This is a genomic window from Pseudomonas sp. B1(2018) (assembly GCF_003097365.1).
Taxonomy (GTDB): domain Bacteria; phylum Pseudomonadota; class Gammaproteobacteria; order Pseudomonadales; family Pseudomonadaceae; genus Aquipseudomonas; species Aquipseudomonas laurylsulfatiphila.
Map to the genome: position 1 here is coordinate 257,242 of NZ_PYUK01000009.1, position 16,326 is coordinate 273,567.

At 62.9% G+C, this 16,326-nt stretch carries 14 protein-coding genes and 1 pseudogene; 4 read left to right on the top strand and 11 right to left on the bottom strand.

The features are described 5' to 3' along the window. Positions 1 to 4: 4 nt before the first annotated feature. From C9422_RS16785 to C9422_RS16825, 7 genes are all read right to left on the bottom strand, one after another. Complete coding sequence (locus C9422_RS16785) at positions 5 to 577, bottom strand: chorismate mutase (RefSeq protein ID WP_116581402.1); 573 nt, start codon at positions 575 to 577, stop codon at positions 5 to 7. Positions 578 to 658: 81 nt separating this feature from the next. Beyond that, positions 659 to 949, bottom strand: coding sequence for a hypothetical protein (locus C9422_RS16790; protein ID WP_116581403.1), 291 nt, complete (start codon positions 947 to 949; stop codon positions 659 to 661). A gap of 201 nt (positions 950 to 1,150) precedes the next feature. Beyond that, positions 1,151 to 2,704 (bottom strand): amino acid permease, encoded by a 1,554-nt coding sequence (locus tag C9422_RS16800; protein WP_116581405.1) that lies wholly within the window; start codon positions 2,702 to 2,704, stop codon positions 1,151 to 1,153. A 163-nt stretch (positions 2,705 to 2,867) separates the two neighbouring features. Continuing rightward, entirely contained in the window at positions 2,868 to 4,028 is a 1,161-nt protein-coding gene (locus tag C9422_RS16805; RefSeq protein ID WP_116581406.1) for an iron-containing alcohol dehydrogenase, read from the bottom strand. Between the two features lie 3 nt (positions 4,029 to 4,031). Beyond that, a complete protein-coding gene (locus C9422_RS16810; RefSeq protein WP_116581407.1) occupies positions 4,032 to 5,423 on the bottom strand; it encodes an aldehyde dehydrogenase family protein in 1,392 nt (463 codons plus the stop codon). Between the two features lie 7 nt (positions 5,424 to 5,430). Beyond that, positions 5,431 to 6,804 (bottom strand): glutamine synthetase family protein, encoded by a 1,374-nt coding sequence (locus C9422_RS16815; RefSeq protein ID WP_116581408.1) that lies wholly within the window; start codon positions 6,802 to 6,804, stop codon positions 5,431 to 5,433. A 261-nt stretch (positions 6,805 to 7,065) separates the two neighbouring features. Next, positions 7,066 to 8,655, bottom strand: a complete 1,590-nt coding sequence (locus C9422_RS16825; RefSeq protein ID WP_116581443.1) for a winged helix-turn-helix domain-containing protein — start codon at positions 8,653 to 8,655, stop codon at positions 7,066 to 7,068. A gap of 216 nt (positions 8,656 to 8,871) precedes the next feature. Here C9422_RS16825 and C9422_RS16830 point away from each other — a divergent pair, with 216 nt between their 5' ends. The 4 genes from C9422_RS16830 to C9422_RS16845 all read left to right on the top strand — a co-directional run bounded on the left by C9422_RS16830 (position 8,872) and on the right by C9422_RS16845 (position 12,828). Further along, complete coding sequence (locus tag C9422_RS16830; RefSeq protein ID WP_116581410.1) at positions 8,872 to 9,624, top strand: SDR family oxidoreductase; 753 nt, start codon at positions 8,872 to 8,874, stop codon at positions 9,622 to 9,624. 44 nt (positions 9,625 to 9,668) lie between these two features. Further along, complete coding sequence (locus C9422_RS16835; protein ID WP_007979246.1) at positions 9,669 to 10,082, top strand: cupin domain-containing protein; 414 nt, start codon at positions 9,669 to 9,671, stop codon at positions 10,080 to 10,082. 95 nt (positions 10,083 to 10,177) lie between these two features. Beyond that, positions 10,178 to 11,263, top strand: a complete 1,086-nt coding sequence (locus C9422_RS16840) for an HlyD family secretion protein (protein WP_116581411.1) — start codon at positions 10,178 to 10,180, stop codon at positions 11,261 to 11,263. Next, complete coding sequence (locus tag C9422_RS16845) at positions 11,260 to 12,828, top strand: DHA2 family efflux MFS transporter permease subunit (RefSeq protein WP_116581412.1); 1,569 nt, start codon at positions 11,260 to 11,262, stop codon at positions 12,826 to 12,828. Before C9422_RS16840 ends, C9422_RS16845 begins: the two co-directional genes overlap by 4 nt. Before the next feature lie 78 nt (positions 12,829 to 12,906). On the opposite strand, the pseudogene C9422_RS16850 reads toward C9422_RS16845, so the two are convergent. The 4 genes and pseudogenes from C9422_RS16850 to C9422_RS16865 form a co-directional block, all read right to left on the bottom strand. Then, positions 12,907 to 13,182 (bottom strand): annotated as a pseudogene (locus C9422_RS16850) (hypothetical protein); the annotation flags it as partial. A 236-nt stretch (positions 13,183 to 13,418) separates the two neighbouring features. Further along, a complete protein-coding gene (locus C9422_RS16855; RefSeq protein WP_116581414.1) occupies positions 13,419 to 14,111 on the bottom strand; it encodes an RES family NAD+ phosphorylase in 693 nt (230 codons plus the stop codon). Next, a complete protein-coding gene (locus C9422_RS16860; RefSeq protein ID WP_116581415.1) occupies positions 14,105 to 14,509 on the bottom strand; it encodes an antitoxin Xre-like helix-turn-helix domain-containing protein in 405 nt (134 codons plus the stop codon). Before C9422_RS16860 ends, C9422_RS16855 begins: the two co-directional genes overlap by 7 nt. Before the next feature lie 146 nt (positions 14,510 to 14,655). Further along, positions 14,656 to 16,245 (bottom strand): glycosyltransferase family 39 protein, encoded by a 1,590-nt coding sequence (locus C9422_RS16865; protein WP_116581444.1) that lies wholly within the window; start codon positions 16,243 to 16,245, stop codon positions 14,656 to 14,658. Positions 16,246 to 16,326: the final 81 nt, after the last annotated feature.

The window sequence follows — 16,326 nt, forward strand, 5'->3', positions numbered from 1 at the left end:
GACGTTATCGCCCCGCAATACACAGCTCCCCGGTCGCACGAATCATTGCCTGCCCATGCAGGTAATCCTTGATCAGCGCCGAGCGTTCGGTGGCCAGCCATTGCGGGCAGTTCGGGTCGTTGCGGTAGGGCAGGAACGCGGCGTACTGATTGAGCAGCAGGTTCTGCAGCTTGTCGAGTCTGGGTCGGATGTCGTTGTTGAGGTCCGGCCGTGGCGTGTCCGGTGCCTTGTGCGCCGCTTGCCATTGTGCGAGCCGGCCGTATTGCACCAGTTTGCTGGCTTCGATCTGGGCCGCGATCAGGTCGGCGACATCGTCGGGGTCGAGCTTGCGCTGGTCCGCCTGCTGGCGCGCGTTGGCGATGACTTGCGCTTCCCGGGCATTGTCCTGGACCGGTTTGCCGCTGTCCCACTTGGTCAGCGCCACCAGCTCACTGATGTTCAAGCGCTCGTTCATGGTCGCCAGCAAGGGTTGCAGGGCATCGGGTGCCGGGGGCGTCGTGCCGGCCTGGGCACCGCCGGCGAACATTCCGAGCAGGGTGCAGGCCAGCCAGTGCGAAAGGCGTGGGGAACGGGGCATGGACAAAAACTCCTTGGACGCAAAAATCACTCCGGCTTGTGTATCACAAGTGCGGCCAGGGAACGACAGGTTGCGAATGATTCAGGCCAGCAACCGCTCAATCTGCGCCAGTTCCCAGGTGCTGAGCAAACTCACCGGGTCGGTGCCGAAGCGCTGCCCGTTGTCGAACGCATACTCGCGGCCATCGGGGCATTGACCGTGCAGGCAGTGGCGCAAGTGGCCGGCGTCGACGTCGAGCAACAGGCGCCAGCCGTCGATGTCGACCTGTACAAGGTTCGACGTGCAGTGTTCATCGATACGCTTGAAGGTGCGAATACCCTGGGCGGCATCGCGCAACGGCTGGTAAACCTCGCGGGCGGTGAGGGCGGGCACAGGTGTCTCCGGGATGAAATCGGGGGAGGCACAGGATAGTGTTTTTCACTTGATAAACAACACCGTACCTGTGGCGAGGGAGCTTGCTCCCGCTTGAGTGCGGAGCACTCACAAAAATCGGCATTGTTGCCAACATTTTTGGGGCCGCTACGCAGCCCAACGGGAGCAAGCTCCCTCGCCACAGATTATTCGTTGCGCTCTCTATTTCTTGTTCAACGCCGCCTCCGCCGCAGCAATTTCAGCCTGGCGCTTGACGATCATGTCGCCCACCGGTGGCCCCTGGAAGCGTCGGGCTTCAAAACCGAACCAGACGATGGCGGTCAGCACCAGGAAACCGATGGTGATGTACAGCGCCCAATCGTTCGGTGGCTGGATGCCGATGACGAATATGATGATCATCGACAGGATCGAGAGGATGGCGAACACCGAGTACCAGAATCGCCCCATGTTCCATGGCCCCATGGTCGGCCACTTCGACGTCCCGTAGGTAAACAGGCCAAGCACGATGGGGATGGCGAAGGAGAAGAACAGGAAGATCACCGTGCAGGACACCACGATCGTGTAGACCGGCGTTGTCCCGACCGAGATCACCGACGAGCCCCAGTCGAACAACACGGCAAGGGTGGCACCGGTCCAGATCGCCGCCACCGGGCTGCGAAAGGTCGGCGAGACCGAGGCCAGGGCTTTTGAGCAGGGCAGGCCACCGTCCCGGGAGAAGGCGAAGATCATGCGCGAAACCGAGGTGACGGTGGCCAGCCCGCAGAGCACCTGCGAGATGAAAATCGCCAGGTAGAGCACCAGTTTCAATGTCGGGTTGACCTGGGTGTTCATGGCCCAGAAAAACACGTTCCAGCCTTGCTTGGCCGCCTCGTCCATGCTCGGCAGCATCAGCACGAACGCGCTGAGCATCAGCCAGCCGAACAGCAGCGACCAGACCACCGACATGACCATGCCGCGGGGCACCGACATGGCCGCGTTGCGGGTTTCCTCGGAGGTATGCGCCGAGGCGTCATAGCCGGTGATGGTGTAGATCGGCAGCAGCAGGCCGAGCATGAACACCCAGCCGTTGGAGACCTGCGGCCAGACGCTGCCGCCGGCTTCGCCGGAATAGTTGCCGAAGGTCCACAGCCGCGCGAATTCATAGCTGGGTGCCGAGATCAGGCAGACGATGGTCAGCGCCAGCGCCGTGGCGAAGATCAGGTAGCCGGAGAAGTCGGTGAGCCTGGCCGTCAGGCCGATACCCAAGTGGTTGCACAAGGCCTGAAGGCCCGTGAGGATTGCCAGGAAAATCACCCTGACCGTGGTCGTGTCCTCCATGCCCAGTGCCGGTCCGAAGGCACCGAAAAAGAAGTAATAGGTACCGACGTTGATCGCCCCCAGCACCGTGACCAGCCCCAGCAGATTGAACCACGCGGTCAGCCAGCCGGTGAAGCGGTTGCCGAGGATCGAGCCCCAGTGGTACAGGCCGCCGGCGGTAGGGTAGGCCGAGGAAATCTGCGCCATGGCCATGGCGAACACCCCGGAGATCAGGCAGCCGATCGGCCAGCCGATCCCGATGGATATGCCGCCCGCGCCCGAGGTGCCCTGGGCCAGTGAGTTGATGCCACCGGAGAGGATGCAGATGATCGAAAAGGAAATGGCGAAGTTGGAGAAAACACCCATTCGTCGTGAGAGTTGCTGGGCGTAGCCCATGCTGTGCAGCACCTTGACGTCCTCGTCATGCGCGTCGGTGCCCGGCTGGCTTGTTGGGTTCATTGTTGTGTGCCCCTTTGCAGGTGTTGGACAGGCCGAACTGAGCCGCCGTAGGCTCGACCTTGGTTTTCTGTAGGAGCGAGCCTGCTCGCGATGGACTTGAGGACGACGCGGGGTGTCAGGCTCCCCGCGTCATCGTTGACGTCCATCGCGAGCAGGCTCGCTCCTACAGACGGCCGTGAAGTGCCGCGTCGAAAATCTTTGCCACGCCGTCTCGGGTCAAGGGCAGCGGGTTGCCACCTGCCGAGGGGTCGACAATCGCCATGTCCGCGATCAGGTCCGCCTGCCGGTCATCCACGCCCAGTTCAACCAGGGTATGGGGCACGCCGATGTCCTTGCGCAGCTTGAGGACGAAGGCCAGGAAACTGTCGAACCCCGGGGAGGGCAGGCGCAGGTACGCCGCCAGGCGGGTGATGCGCTCCTCGATGGCCGTTCGATTGAATTGCAGGACATAGGGCATGAAGGTGGCGTTGGTCATGCCGTGATGGGTGTCGTACAGCGCACCCACCGGATGGGAAAGCGCATGCATCCCGCCCAGGCCTTTCTGGAATGCCGTGGCGCCCATGGCCGCCGCCGCGAGCATTTGCGCGCGCGCCTCGAGGTCCGACGGCGTGTGTACCGCTTTCACCAGGGCGTTGGCCACCAGGCGCATGCCTTCCACTGCAATGCCATCGGCCAGGGGATGAAAACCGGGGGCGCAGTACGCTTCCAGGCAATGCGACAACGCGTCCATGCCCGTGCCGGCGGTGACCTTGGCGGGCATGCCGACGGTGAGGGCCGGGTCACTGATGACCACGCGCGGCATCATTTTCGGGTGGAAGATGATGCGTTTGGTGTGGGTGCGCTCATCGATGATCACCGCCGCACGCCCGACTTCCGAGCCGGTCCCCGCCGTAGTCGGCACGGCAATGACCGGGGCGATGCGGCTGTCGTCGGCGCGGGTCCAGTAGTCGCCGATGTCTTCGAAGTCCCAGACCGGGCGGGTCTGGCCGCTCATGAAGGCAATCAGCTTGCCCATGTCCAGGCCACTGCCGCCGCCGAACGCGATCACACCGTCGTGTTTGCCGGCACGCCAGGCGTCGAGCCCGCCGGCCAGGTTGGCTTCCACCGGGTTGGGCTTGAGGTCACAGAACAACGCCACACCCAGGCCGGCGGCGCGCAGCGCGTCCAGTGCCGACGTGGTGATCGGCGCGCGGGCCAGGCCGCTGTCGGTGACCAGCAAGGGGCGCTCGATACCCTGGCTGCGACAGACGTCGGCCAGCTCGGCGATGCGCCCGACGCCGAACCGAACGCTCGTGGGGTAGTTCCAGTTTCCTGTCAGGTTCATGGTCTACACCTCGTGACGCAGATGAAAGGATTTGGCCCGGGTCAGGTGCTCGTAGCCCAGTGGCGACAGGGTGACGCCGCGCCCGCTGTTCTTCACGCCGGTCCAGGCCAGCGCCGGGTCCAGGTAATCGCAGCGGTTCATGAACAGCGTGCCGGTGGCGACCTGGTTGCCCAGGCGTTCGGCCGCTGCGAGGTCCTGGGTCCAGATGGATGCGCTGAGCCCGAACTCACTGTCGTTCATCAAGGCAATGGCCTCGTCATCGCTGGCCACCGGCATGATGCCGACCACCGGGCCAAAGCTTTCGTCGCGCATGACCGACATTTGGTGGCTGACATCGACCAGGACCTGCGGCGCGAGGTAGGCGCTGCCCGGCACGTCGGCGCTGAAGGCCTGCGGATCGATCAGCGCCGTCGCGCCCTGGGCGAGCGCTTCGGCGATCTGGCCACGCACGAAAAAGGCGGCGCCCGGTGTCACCATCGGACCGAGGGTGGTGGCTTCGTCCAGCGGGTTGCCCAGCACGTACTGGCGGGTCAGTTCGGCGAAGCGCTCGACAAACACCGGGAAGATTTTCTGGTCGACGTAGATGCGCTCCACGGCGCAGCAACTCTGCCCGGAATTGAAGAAGCTGCCGTCCACCAGGTTTTCCACCGCATGTTCGAGGTTGGCGTCAGCCCGCACGTAGGCCGGATCCTTGCCGCCGAGCTCCAGGCCCACGCCGATGAAGCGTCCCGTGGCGGCGCTTTCCATGGCCTTGCCGGCATCGACTGAACCGGTGAAATTGACCTGCTGTACCCGGCCCGAATCAATGATCGCGGCGGTCTGCCGATGATCGAGCAGCAGGTTGTGGAACAGGCCATCCGGCAGATGGGCACGGCGCATGGCCTCGGCGAAACGCTCGCCCACCAGCAGGGTTTGCGAGGCATGCTTGAGGATCACGCTGTTGCCGGCCATCAGCGCCGGGATGATCGTGTTCACCGCCGTCAAATAGGGGTAGTTCCACGGCGCGACCACCAGCACCGTGCCCAGCGGCTCGCGCTTGATGTAGCGCCGAAAACCCGCCACAGGCGCCGGCTCTACAGCGGCCAGCGCTTGCGGCGCGATGGCGATCATGTGCCGGGCGCGTTCGGCAAAACCGCGCAGTTCGCCGGCGCCATAGCGCACCGGGCGACCCATCTGCCAGGCCAGTTCCGGCACGATGTCGGCCTGCATCGACAACATCGCGTCCACTGCGGCGCTGCACAATGCTGCGCGTTCGCTCAGTGAGCGGCGTTGCCATGCCGCCTGTGCGCTGGCAGCGGCGGTCAGCGCCTGCTCGACCTGCGCCGCATCGGCCATCTCTCGTTCGACGTACACCCGGCCATCGACCGGGGAGATCAATTGCACCTTCGCAGTCATGATGTTCTCAATAGCGCTCGAAGCCGCGCTGCAGTTCCCAGTCGGTGATTCGTCGGTCGTACTCTTTCTGTTCCCACTCGGCGGTGTGCACGTAATGGTCGACCACCTCATCGCCGAACGCCTCGCGCAACATGGCGGAGGCCTTGAGGGCGGCGCTCGCATCGCGCAGGGTCTTGGACACTTCCGGCAAATGCTCGTCCTGGTAGGCATCCCCTTCGAATGGCGGCACGAGATCGAGCTTTTCGTCGATTCCGGCCAGGCCCGCCGCGATCAACGCGGCGAAGGCCAGATAGGGGTTGAGGTCGGCGCCGCCGATGCGGCATTCGATGCGGATGGACTTGCTGCCTTCGGCACACAAGCGAAAGCCGGCGGTGCGATTGTCGCGGCTCCACACCGCCCGCGTCGGCGCAAAGGTGCCGGCCTGGAAGCGCTTGTAGGAGTTGATGTAGGGCGCGAGAAAACAGGTGATGTCGTTGGCGTACTTGAGCTGCCCGGCGACCCAGGCACGCATCAGTTTCGACATGCCGAACTCGGCTTTCGCGTCGAAGAACAGCGGCTTCTTCGCGTTCTTGTCCCACAGCGAATTATGGATGTGACTGCTGGACCCGGCGGCGTCGTAACGCCACTTGGCCATGAAGGTGATCGCCTTGCCCTGCAACTGCGCGATCTCTTTGCAGGCGTGCTTGATGATGACGTGGTGGTCGGCCATGGTCATGGCATCGGCGTAGCGGATGTTGATTTCTTCCTGGCCCGGGCCCCATTCGCCCTTGGAGTTTTCCACGGGAATGCCCGAGGCCTGCAAATGCTTGCGAATCGCCCGCAGCACCGGCTCCTCGCGGGTGGTCTGGAGGATGTTGTAGTCCTCGATGTAATGGCCGGCGGTTTTCGGTTTGTGATAATTGCGCTGGTGGATCGCCTCGTAGCTCTCATCGAACAGATAGAACTCGAGTTCCGAGGCAAACATGCCGGTATAGCCACGCTCGCGCAGGCGCTCGACCTGCTTTTTCAGAATCGCCCGCGGGCTGTGGGGCAGGTCCTGGCGATGGTGATGGTCGAGCACGTCGCACAGCACCAGCGCCGTGCATTCCAGCCAGGGCACGCGCCGCAGGGTGGACATGTCGGGCTTGAGCACGAAATCGCCGTAGCCCTTGCTCCAACTGGCCGCGGCGTAACCCGGCACCGGCTCCATGTCGATGTCGTCGGCCAACAGATAGTTGCAGCAATGGGTTTCTTCGTGGCCGCTGTCGATGAAAAACTCGACCTGGAAGCGCTTGCCGACCAAGCGTCCCTGCATGTCGACCATGCAGACCAGCACGGTGTCGATTTCGCCGGCGGCAGCGGCGCGTTTGAGTGCATCAAAGCTGAGGAGGGGCTCGGTCATCACGTCAATCCTGCGTGAAAGGTTTTGGCCAGTCTGAGATCGCTGTTGCAGACGCTCTCCAGAAACACCCAAAACCTGCAGAACCGAGCATCATGAGCAACGAGTTGCTCAAAGCTTAGCCTACCGTAGCAATGTGCAACTATTGTAGGAGCGAGCTTGCTCGCGATGGACTTGAGGACGCCGCGTTTAATCAGGTAACCCGCGTCATCGTTGACGACCATCGCGAGCAGGCTCGCTCCTACAGGTCAGGGGTGGTCGCCTTTACTCCGGCAATCCCGCCAGGCGCAATCCCTCGACGAAGCGGGCGAAATCCTCAGGCCGTTGAATGGGCAGCCAGTCCTTGAGAGCGCACTGGCGCAAAGAGGGATCCAGCGCTAGCAGGCGTTGCATCGCCAGATTCGCTTTGTCCATTCGACCACCGAGCGCATGACTGGCCGCCACCAGTGCCGCGGCGACCAGCAGGCTGGGCAGGTTACCCAGCGCCTTGTCCGCCCAGGCCGCAGCGGCATCGAAGTCCCCGGCGAAGAAATGCGCGAGCGCCATGCCGACCTGCATCCTGAACATTTCCGGGTCCAGCGGGCTCAAGCGAACGGCATGGTTGAGGTGCTCGATGGCCGCGTCCGTTTCACCGCGCAGTGCCCGCAGGATACCGCCGAGAAACCAGGCGGGGGCGAGGTTGGGATTGAGCAGGCGCGCCCGGTCGAGCAGTGCAATGCCGCCGTCGACTTCGCCAGCGAGGTGGGCCAGCGCATGTCCGCCCCGGGTCAATGCGACGGCATCATCGCGGCCGAGGGCCACCGCCAGCCGCGCCAGCCGTATGCCCTCGGCGATTTCTGCAGGCCGATTGCCCATCCAGCCATTGAGCTTGCGCCAGAAGTGGCACCAGGCAGCCATGCCATAGGCCGAGGCAAATTCCCCATCGAGCTCGATGGCCTGGTAGAACATCGGCAGGGCCTGCTCGATGGCTTCCCGGCCGCCGCTGTGCAGTTTGGCCATGGCCCGCAGGTAGTAGTCGTAGGCGTCCAGGCTATCCGTCGGCTTGCGCTTGGCGCGTTCGATTTCTGCCCGCTCCAGTTGCGGCGCGATCGCGCCGACGACGCTTTCGGTGATTTGGTCCTGCAGCTCGAAGATATCGTCCAGCAGGCCTTCGAAGCGCTCGGCCCAGAGGTGCGTACCGCTGGTCGCGTCGATCAGTTGCCCGGTAATGCGCAGCTTGTTGCCGCTCTTGCGCACGCTGCCTTCGAGCACGTAGCGCACACCCAGCGCCTGGCCAACGCCTTGGGCGTCCACCGTCTGGCCCTTGTAGGTGAAGCTCGAATTGCGCGCGATGACGAACAGCCAGCGAAGACGCGACAGGGCGGCGATGATGTCCTCCACGACACCGTCGGCGAAGTATTCCTGCTCCGGATCGCCGCTCAAGTTCTGGAAGGGCAGGACGGTGATCGAGGGTTTTTCTGGCAGGACCAGCGCAGGGGAGGGGTTTGGCTTCGGGGCGGCGGTCGGGTGTTCATCGCTCTCGGGCTGTCGCGCTTGCCCGGTCAGGTCGCCGTTGATCCGGCCAACGAAGCGGTAGCCTTTGCGGGCGACGGTGCGTACCAGGCGCTGCTCCTCACCGGTATCGCCGATGGCCTTGCGCACGGCATTGATGTGGCTGGTGATCGTCGATTCCGAAACGATCCGGTCGCCCCACACCGCCTTGAGCAATTCGTCCTTGCTGACGACGCGGTCGGGATTGTTGACGAACAGCAGCAACAGGTCGAAGACCTGCGGTCCGACGGCCACGACTTGCCCGCGCAGGGTCAGTTCCCGGCGCTCCTGATCGAGTACGTAATCTTCAAAGCTGAATGGCAAGACGGGCATCCCCGGGCGGCTGGTTGTGACTGCAAAGAATGATACGGCAGCTCGTCAGCCACTGCACCGTCAGCGGCAAGGGAGGCTGGACAACCGTCAGTTGCCTTGGACAAAAATCCAAGCGCTCTCCAAGGCAAACGCAAGGACTTGCCTGACCCGTGAAGGCAATCTCTCCATACCGACGCAATGGTTGCCGTCGACAAGTGGAGAACAGTCATGAAGATCGTCGTCATCGGAGGCTCCGGCCTCATCGGATCGAAACTTGTGAACACCCTTCGCGAGCGCGGCCATGATGCGCTCGCCGCCAGCCCCAGCACGGGCGTGAACAGCATCACCCGCGAAGGCCTGGCCGCAGCGATGGATGGTGCTGACGTGGTGGTCGACGTGGCGAACGCGCCGTCGTGGGAGGACCAGGCCGTTCTCGATTTCTTCCAGACCTCCAGCCGTAACCTGCTGGCCGCCGAAGCGGCTGCCGGGGTTCGTCATCACGTGGCCCTGTCGATTGTCGGCAGCGAACGGCTTCCCGATACCGGTTATTTCCGGGCCAAGGTCGCGCAGGAGGCCCTTATCAAGGCGTCCAGCATTCCCTACAGCATTGTGCGTGCCACGCAGTTCTCCGAGTTTGCCGGCGGCATTGTCCAGTCGTTCGCCGTTGGCGATGAGATTCATGCGTCGCCGGCGCTGATCCAGCCGATAGCGTCCGACGACGTGGTAGCGGCGCTGGCCGATGTCGTGCTGGCAGCACCGCTCAATGGCACGGTTGAAGTCGGCGGTCCGGAAACCATGCCGATCGACGAACTGGCCAGGCGCTATCTGCGAGCCACCCAGGACAGCCGCAAGGTCGTGCCGGATGTACATGCCCGTTACTTCGGCGCCGTGCTCAATGATCAATCGCTGGTCACCGGCAAGAACGCACGCCTGGGCGCGATCCGCTTCGACGACTGGCTGGCCCGGTCGACAGCGCAGTAACGCATCGCACCCTTACATTTCCCTACCCATCCAGGAGAAATCCCATGGTTACCCGATTGCTAATGGCCGCTGTCTTCGCAGCGCTCTCGATCAGCGCCGCCTCGGCCGCCGAGCCGCCTCCCGGCAAGGTGACGGTGGTGTTCGACCGTCCCATTCCCAACATCCCTGGCAAAAGCATGAGGGGCGTGGTCGTCGAGTATGGGCCGGGTGCCGCGTCACCGGCCCACACCCATCCGAAAACGGCCTTCATCTATGCGACGGTGCTGGAAGGCTCGTTTCGCATCCAGGTCAAAGGCCAGCCGGAAAAGATCTACAAGGTCGGCGAAAACTTCGTAGAGGAGCCGGGTTCCGTGCACCTGGTCAGCGCCAACGCCAGTGACACCCAACCGGCACGCCTGTTGGCGGTGTTCGTCCTCGACACCGAGGAAAAGGTACTCGTCACCCCGATCAAACAGTGAGCCGGTCAACCCGCTCATGAAGGCCCGACAGCCGGGCGGCAGAGCCTGCCGCCCCGTGGCTGCCTGGTGCTTGGCACTGAACAGGAAATGAAAAAATGAACTCGCTCCAGGACAAGGCCGCCATTGCCGCCGCAACGCCGGTGGTCGTGGTGTGGCGCAGCCAGCGCAAGACCATCGGCCTGTTGCTGTGTGTCGCGGCCGTGGTGGTCGTGGCGGTTTGGGGTGCCATGGTGTTTACCCGTGGCGTGACCTCGACCGACAACGCCTATGTGCGCGGCGACGTCACCTCGCTGGCCGCCAAGGTCGCCGGCTATGTCACGGTGCTCGAGGTCGAGGACAACCAGACCGTGCGCGCGGGTGATGTGCTGTTTCGCATCGATGACCGCGACTATCGCGCCAGACTCGCACAAGCCGAGGCCAATGTCAGCGCCGCCCGGGCGAACCTGACCCATGTCGACGCGCAGATCCGGCTTCAGCATGCGCTGATCAGGCAGGCTGAAGCGCAAAGGCGCTCGGCCACCGCCGACATGAGCCTGGCGGCCAAGACCCACGACCGCAGCCGCAAACTGATCGTCAGCAATGCCGTGAGCCAGGCACTGGTCGATGAAACCGGCACGGCACAATCCAGAGCCGTGGCGTCGGTATCGGCCGCTTCGGCAACGGTCGAGGCCCAACAGCAACGCATCAGTGTGTTTGTGGCGCAAAGAGAGGCGGCCGTGGCAGCGGTGGCCCAGGCTGAAGCGGCCCGTGATCTCGCCCGGATCGATCTCGATCACACCGTGGTGCATGCGCCGGTGGATGGCGTGGTCGGCAATCGTCAGGTTCGCCTCGGCCGCTTCGTCACGCCGGGTGTCGCCTTGCTCGATATCGTGCCGGTCAACGATGTGTGGGGCGTGGCCAATTTCAAGGAAACCCAGCTCGAACAGATTCGCCCCGGTCAGCCCGTGCGCGTCACGGTCGATGGCTACCCCGATGCGGCACTGGCCGGCGTGGTCGACAGCTTTGCACCGGGCAGTGGCTCGGCGTTCAGCCTGCTGCCGCCCGACAATGCCACCGGGAACTTCGTGCGTGTCGTACAGCGCGTTCCGGTGAAGATCCGCCTGGCTGACAATCCGCTGCCGGGGCGCATCGTGCCGGGGCTGTCCGCGCGGGTAGAGGTTACGCAAGGGGCCGGCTCATGAGTCGCGACATGCCGACGACCGGCGTGCTGCTCATCGCGGGCATCGTCCTGGCCACGTTGACCGAAGCGATCGCCAGCACCGTGCTCGCCCTCGGACGCAGCGACATCATCGGCGACACCTATGCCACGCCTGACGAGTTCGCCTGGCTGGATGTCGGCTACATCGCCCTCAAGCTGATCGGGTTCATGCTTGCCCCTTGGCTGATGCAGCGGTTTTCTCCACGCAACGTGCTCATCGGCGCCACCCTGGTCATGGGCCTGGCGTGCTGCGTGGCTGCCGTCAGCGCCTGGCTGGAGCTGCTGATCGCATTGCGCATCCTGCAAGGCTTCGCCGGCGGCGCTTTGCTGGTGGCGGGCCAGGCGATGATCTTTCGCGGTTATCTGCGCGCCCTTCAGCCGATCCTGCAAGCCCTGTTCGCCATGGCGGCCGTGGTCGCGTCCGCGACCCTCGCACCGGCCCTGCAAGGGTGGTTGATCGACAGCCAGTCCTGGACCTGGATTTTCTTAAGTGTGGTGCCGCTGGCATTGGTTGCCACCGGGCTCTTGCTCATCGCCGACCACCCCATGCCCGCCAGGGGCCGGCAGCCTTCGTTTGACTGGCTCGGGTTCTCATTGCTCGCTGCGGCCCTGTTCTGTTTCACCTACGTGCTCAGCCAGGGCAGCCGCTGGGACTGGTTCGAGGAGCCGCGCATTCTGCTGCTGACGGTGATCGGTATCGGCGCGTTGCTGGGCTTTCTCGGCCAACAGGTCCTGGCCGACAGCCAGGGGCTGCTTGACTTCAGCCTGTTCAAATCGAGCGATTTCACCTTTGCCTTTATCGTCAGTTTCGTCGCCGGTGCCGCGCTGTTCGGCAGCGCCTACCTGATCCCGGCGTTCGCCCTGTCGGTACTCGCCTTCACACCGACCGATGCCGGCTTGCTGCTGTTGCCCAGCGGCGGTTTTTTTGTCGGCTCGCTGCTCATCGCCGCCTGGTTGTTCCAGGTCCGCCGCGTGCCGCCGGTGGCCACCGTGCCCTTGGGCATCCTGCTGATCATGGCGGCGATGTGGATGCTGTCCGGCTCCACCAGCGAAAGCGGCAGCGATGACATGATGGCGGCCATCCTGTTGCGCGGCCTGGGCCTGGGCTTCCTGTTTCTGTCGATCACACTGATCGCCTTCACCCACCTCAACAGCCGCAACCTGGCCAGCGGCATCGGCCTGTTCAACACAGGGCGCCAGCTGGGTGGCCTGATGGGCGTCGCCGGGCTGCAGACCCTGATCGAGCATCACGCCGTCACCAACGGCGTGGTCCTCGGCACACACGTCACTCCGGGTGGGCACGCGCTCATCGAGCGGCTGACGACCACAACCGCGATGCTGGCGGGCAAGGGCATGGACCCGCTGACCGCCGGCCGGGCAGCCAGCAGCCTGCTGGGCAAGGCGGTGTCAGGTCAGGCCACGGTGATTGCCTTCGACACGGCGTTCTTCGCCGTGACCCTGCTGTTCGTCTTTGCCGCGCCCCTCCTGGTCGCCATCAAGATTGGCCTGGCGCGCTATGCGAAAGTGCATGAACAACGAACGAATTGATCACCCGCACGAAAAAGCCCGGCGGTTGAGGCCGGGCTTTTCGTTGAGTCCTGCGGTAAAGCCCTGCATTCAGACAGCGCGGCTTTCGATCAGACGGTCGGAACCGCCTTCGGCAACGCGGTTCTGCAGCAGTTTGTCGGAACCGCCTTCGGCAACACGGTTTTCGATCAGGCGATCCGAACCGCCTTCGGCCACACGATTCTCGATCAGGCGATCGGAACCACCTTCAGCCACACGGCTTTCAATCAGACGATCCGAGCCGCCTTCAGCGACCACAGGTTGAGCAGAGTTTGCGGCAAAAGCGTTAACTGCGAAAACCGAGAAAGCGATGCTGAGGAGGGTCTGGCGTTTCATGATGGTGTGCTCCGGGGTGCTTATGGGTGGGTATGGAGCAGATGTTACGCCGGGGATTTTTTAAGAGAACTTCATTGAACTGATGGTGACTATCGACGCAGTCAATGGATCGCAGATCCATGTGGGAGCGAGCTTGCTCGCGATGGCAGTTTCACATTCAACATCTGTGTCGATTGACACACAGCAATCGCGAGCAAGCTCGCTCCCACAGGTTTTCATGTGCCTGACAATGGGGCTCAAGCCTCGCTGATCTGGCTGACACTGGTGATCTGCCCATTCCACACCATCTCGTAATGCGCCGTCTGCACAATCGACGAGACTGGCCTCGGCGTCATCAACGCCCAGCAATGACTGCCTGGCATTCGCACCGAGCGATAACGCAAACCGGGACAGCCGGCGTCCCGCACCGCCCGCCCCAGCACGCGGGAATGGCTGTAATCGTCCGACGCATACACCGGATCGGTCAGCGGCAGGGCGGTGGCGTCCTTCATCCCGCCATCGCCAAAGGCACAGGCCAACCCGCGAAACACAAACCGCTCATAGTTCAGGCTCGGCACCTTCGACCAATACAGCGCCTGGTGATGCCGCACTTCGGCCAGCGCCGTTTCCATCGAGTCCGCCAGGTACAACACCCCGAAACTGCCGTCACTGAAGCGGGACCCCGCCGGATTGACATGGGTAAACGGCGCGATGGCGTAAGAGCACCCGGCAATCCCGAACGGGATCTCGCTGCGCGCAATCAACTCCAACTGACCCACTTCATTCTTCAACCGCGGATTGGTCAGCGCCTGAATCTCGAACAGCACCTCAAACTCATCCGCATCCGCCACGTCATCAAACAACGCTATCGGCGGAAACTTCGAATTGACCAGGCGATAAGCCTGCAACGACTGACCGGCAAACACCGCCAGCTCACTCGCCATCACCATTGCGCACCCCGCAACATGTCGATGCGGCGGAAGGTTTCATACAGCGCAATCATGTCGCCCTGGGCCATGATCTCCAACGGGCTGCGGCCATTGAAAAACTCGTTGTCGTTGGCCATCGAGGCAAAGCCGTACACGTTGTCCGGGTTGTCGAACACCAGGCGCAGCGTGGCGTGAATGTTCAGCACGAAGCTGATGCGCTGCATCTGATCCGCATCCAGTGCCACCGCCCAGTCCGGGTCACGCTGACGGGCGCGGGTGTAGGTGCTGCGGGAAATGCGCAGGATGCGACAGGCCTGGTCGCTGGTGGCCTGCCACTTTTCCAGAATGCTCACGGCGGCGCGCAGGCCGGTGACGCATTGGTTTTTTGTGAAGGATTGGGCTTGGATGGAGACGGCCATATTCGCGTACTCTATTTGAGTCTGTAGATTCAAATATAGTTGTAATGAATCTGTAGAGCAAATTTGCTGCGACCGGTGGACTGTCGTATCTGAACAAACGGACGTTCCTTAAACGCCCGTTTTTATTGATGGCTCACCTCAAAACATCATTGATCCAATGCTTGCGTTACCGCTTGCCCTGCCACCGCGGTTTTCCCGTAGGGAATAAACGCCGCGCTGCCATTCTCATGCGCATGAAACAACCGGGCGCCGTTGTTGGGCTTGGTGGTGATCAGTTGATGGTCCGCCGTCAGGTACTCCAGCGGCAGTTGTTTCAGGTCCTTGTACTGCTCGACGATGATCGTGCGCTCGGGATTCCAGGTCTCGCCACTTTTCTGTTCCAGCCACGCCATCAGCGCCGCTGTGTCGCCGGTTTGTGGGATGTCCGAATCCGGGAGCACGTAGTAGAACGGCGAGCCATTATTCTGCAGGTACATGGGCAGTTTGTTGTCGACATCCACCAGCACCATGCGCCATTCGTTCCACGGCGCCGTCTTGATGGCTTCGGCACGCACATCCCGGGTGAATTGCATGACACCGCCGGCGCCGCCGTTGGTCCAGGGATAGACCACGCCAAGGACCACAAACAGGAATCCGGCCGCCCCGGCAATGCCTTGGGTCCAACCAAGGCCGCCGGCTTTGCCGGCCGCTTCACGCGCCGCCATGCGCCGGGTGACCCACCAGGCCGCCAGCAATTGCGCGAAGGGCACCAGCGGTAGTACGTAATAGCTGCGCCGGCTGCCACTGGCGGTGAAGAACAGGAACAGCAACCCCAGGCCCCCGATGAGCCAGCGAACATTGGGCTCGGTGTGCTTCCAGCTGCGCACGGCCACCCACAGGCCGAGCATCCAGCAGGGCGCCCAGGGCAGGGTGTAGAGCGGCAGGTACAGCAGATAGGTGTAGATCGGGCCGATATTGTCGAAGGGTTTGAAAAACCGAACCACGTTCTCCTGGAACACCAGGCCCAATCCGCTCGGTCCATAGGTCGGCGTGCCATAACGGTGTGACAACATGAAGGGCAGCATGTAGACCACACCGCCCACCAGCATCGCCAGGAACAGGCGTGGATTGAGGTGGTTTTTCCAGCGCTTCTCGCTGAGCAGGTGCGGCAACAGCATCAGCCCCGGCAGGATGAACCCGATCAAGCCCTTGAACAGCGACGTCAGTGCCAGCATCAGGAAAAACACGCTGTAGCGACTCAGCCGGGTGTCGTCCGGCCCGCGCCAGTACCACCAGACAGCGGCCAACACACCGCAAACCGTCAGCACGTCCGCCGTGGCAACCCGGGCCCAGAACACGAAAAAGAAGGTCGTCGCCAGAAACCAGCCGGCCATCAGGCCGGTGCCTTTGCTGTACAACTTTTCACCGATCAAATAGACCAGCCAGATACTCAGCCACGCCGCCAACACAGAAGACAGGCGCAGTGACCAGTGCCCGAGGCCACCCATCAGGTGGGCCGTGGCGGTAATCAGCCAATAGGAAGGCAGCGGCTTGTCGTAATAGGGCATGCCCTTGAGGTAAGGGTCGAAATAATCGCCGGTTTGCAGCATCTGCAACGCGATGTTCGCCCAGCGCGTTTCCGCCCCCCAAAGCTCCCTTGCGCCCAACCCGAACAGCAATAGAAACGCCGATACGCCGAGCAGCAGGATCAGCGCACCGCGGTCACTTTTCAGAAACCTGACTATCGAATGGTTCATCATTATTTCGCACGTTGCGCTCACCGTGACGACGGAGAAGCGGCTGGAGCAGCAAGGCTATCGGGCGAAATGTGATGGGAT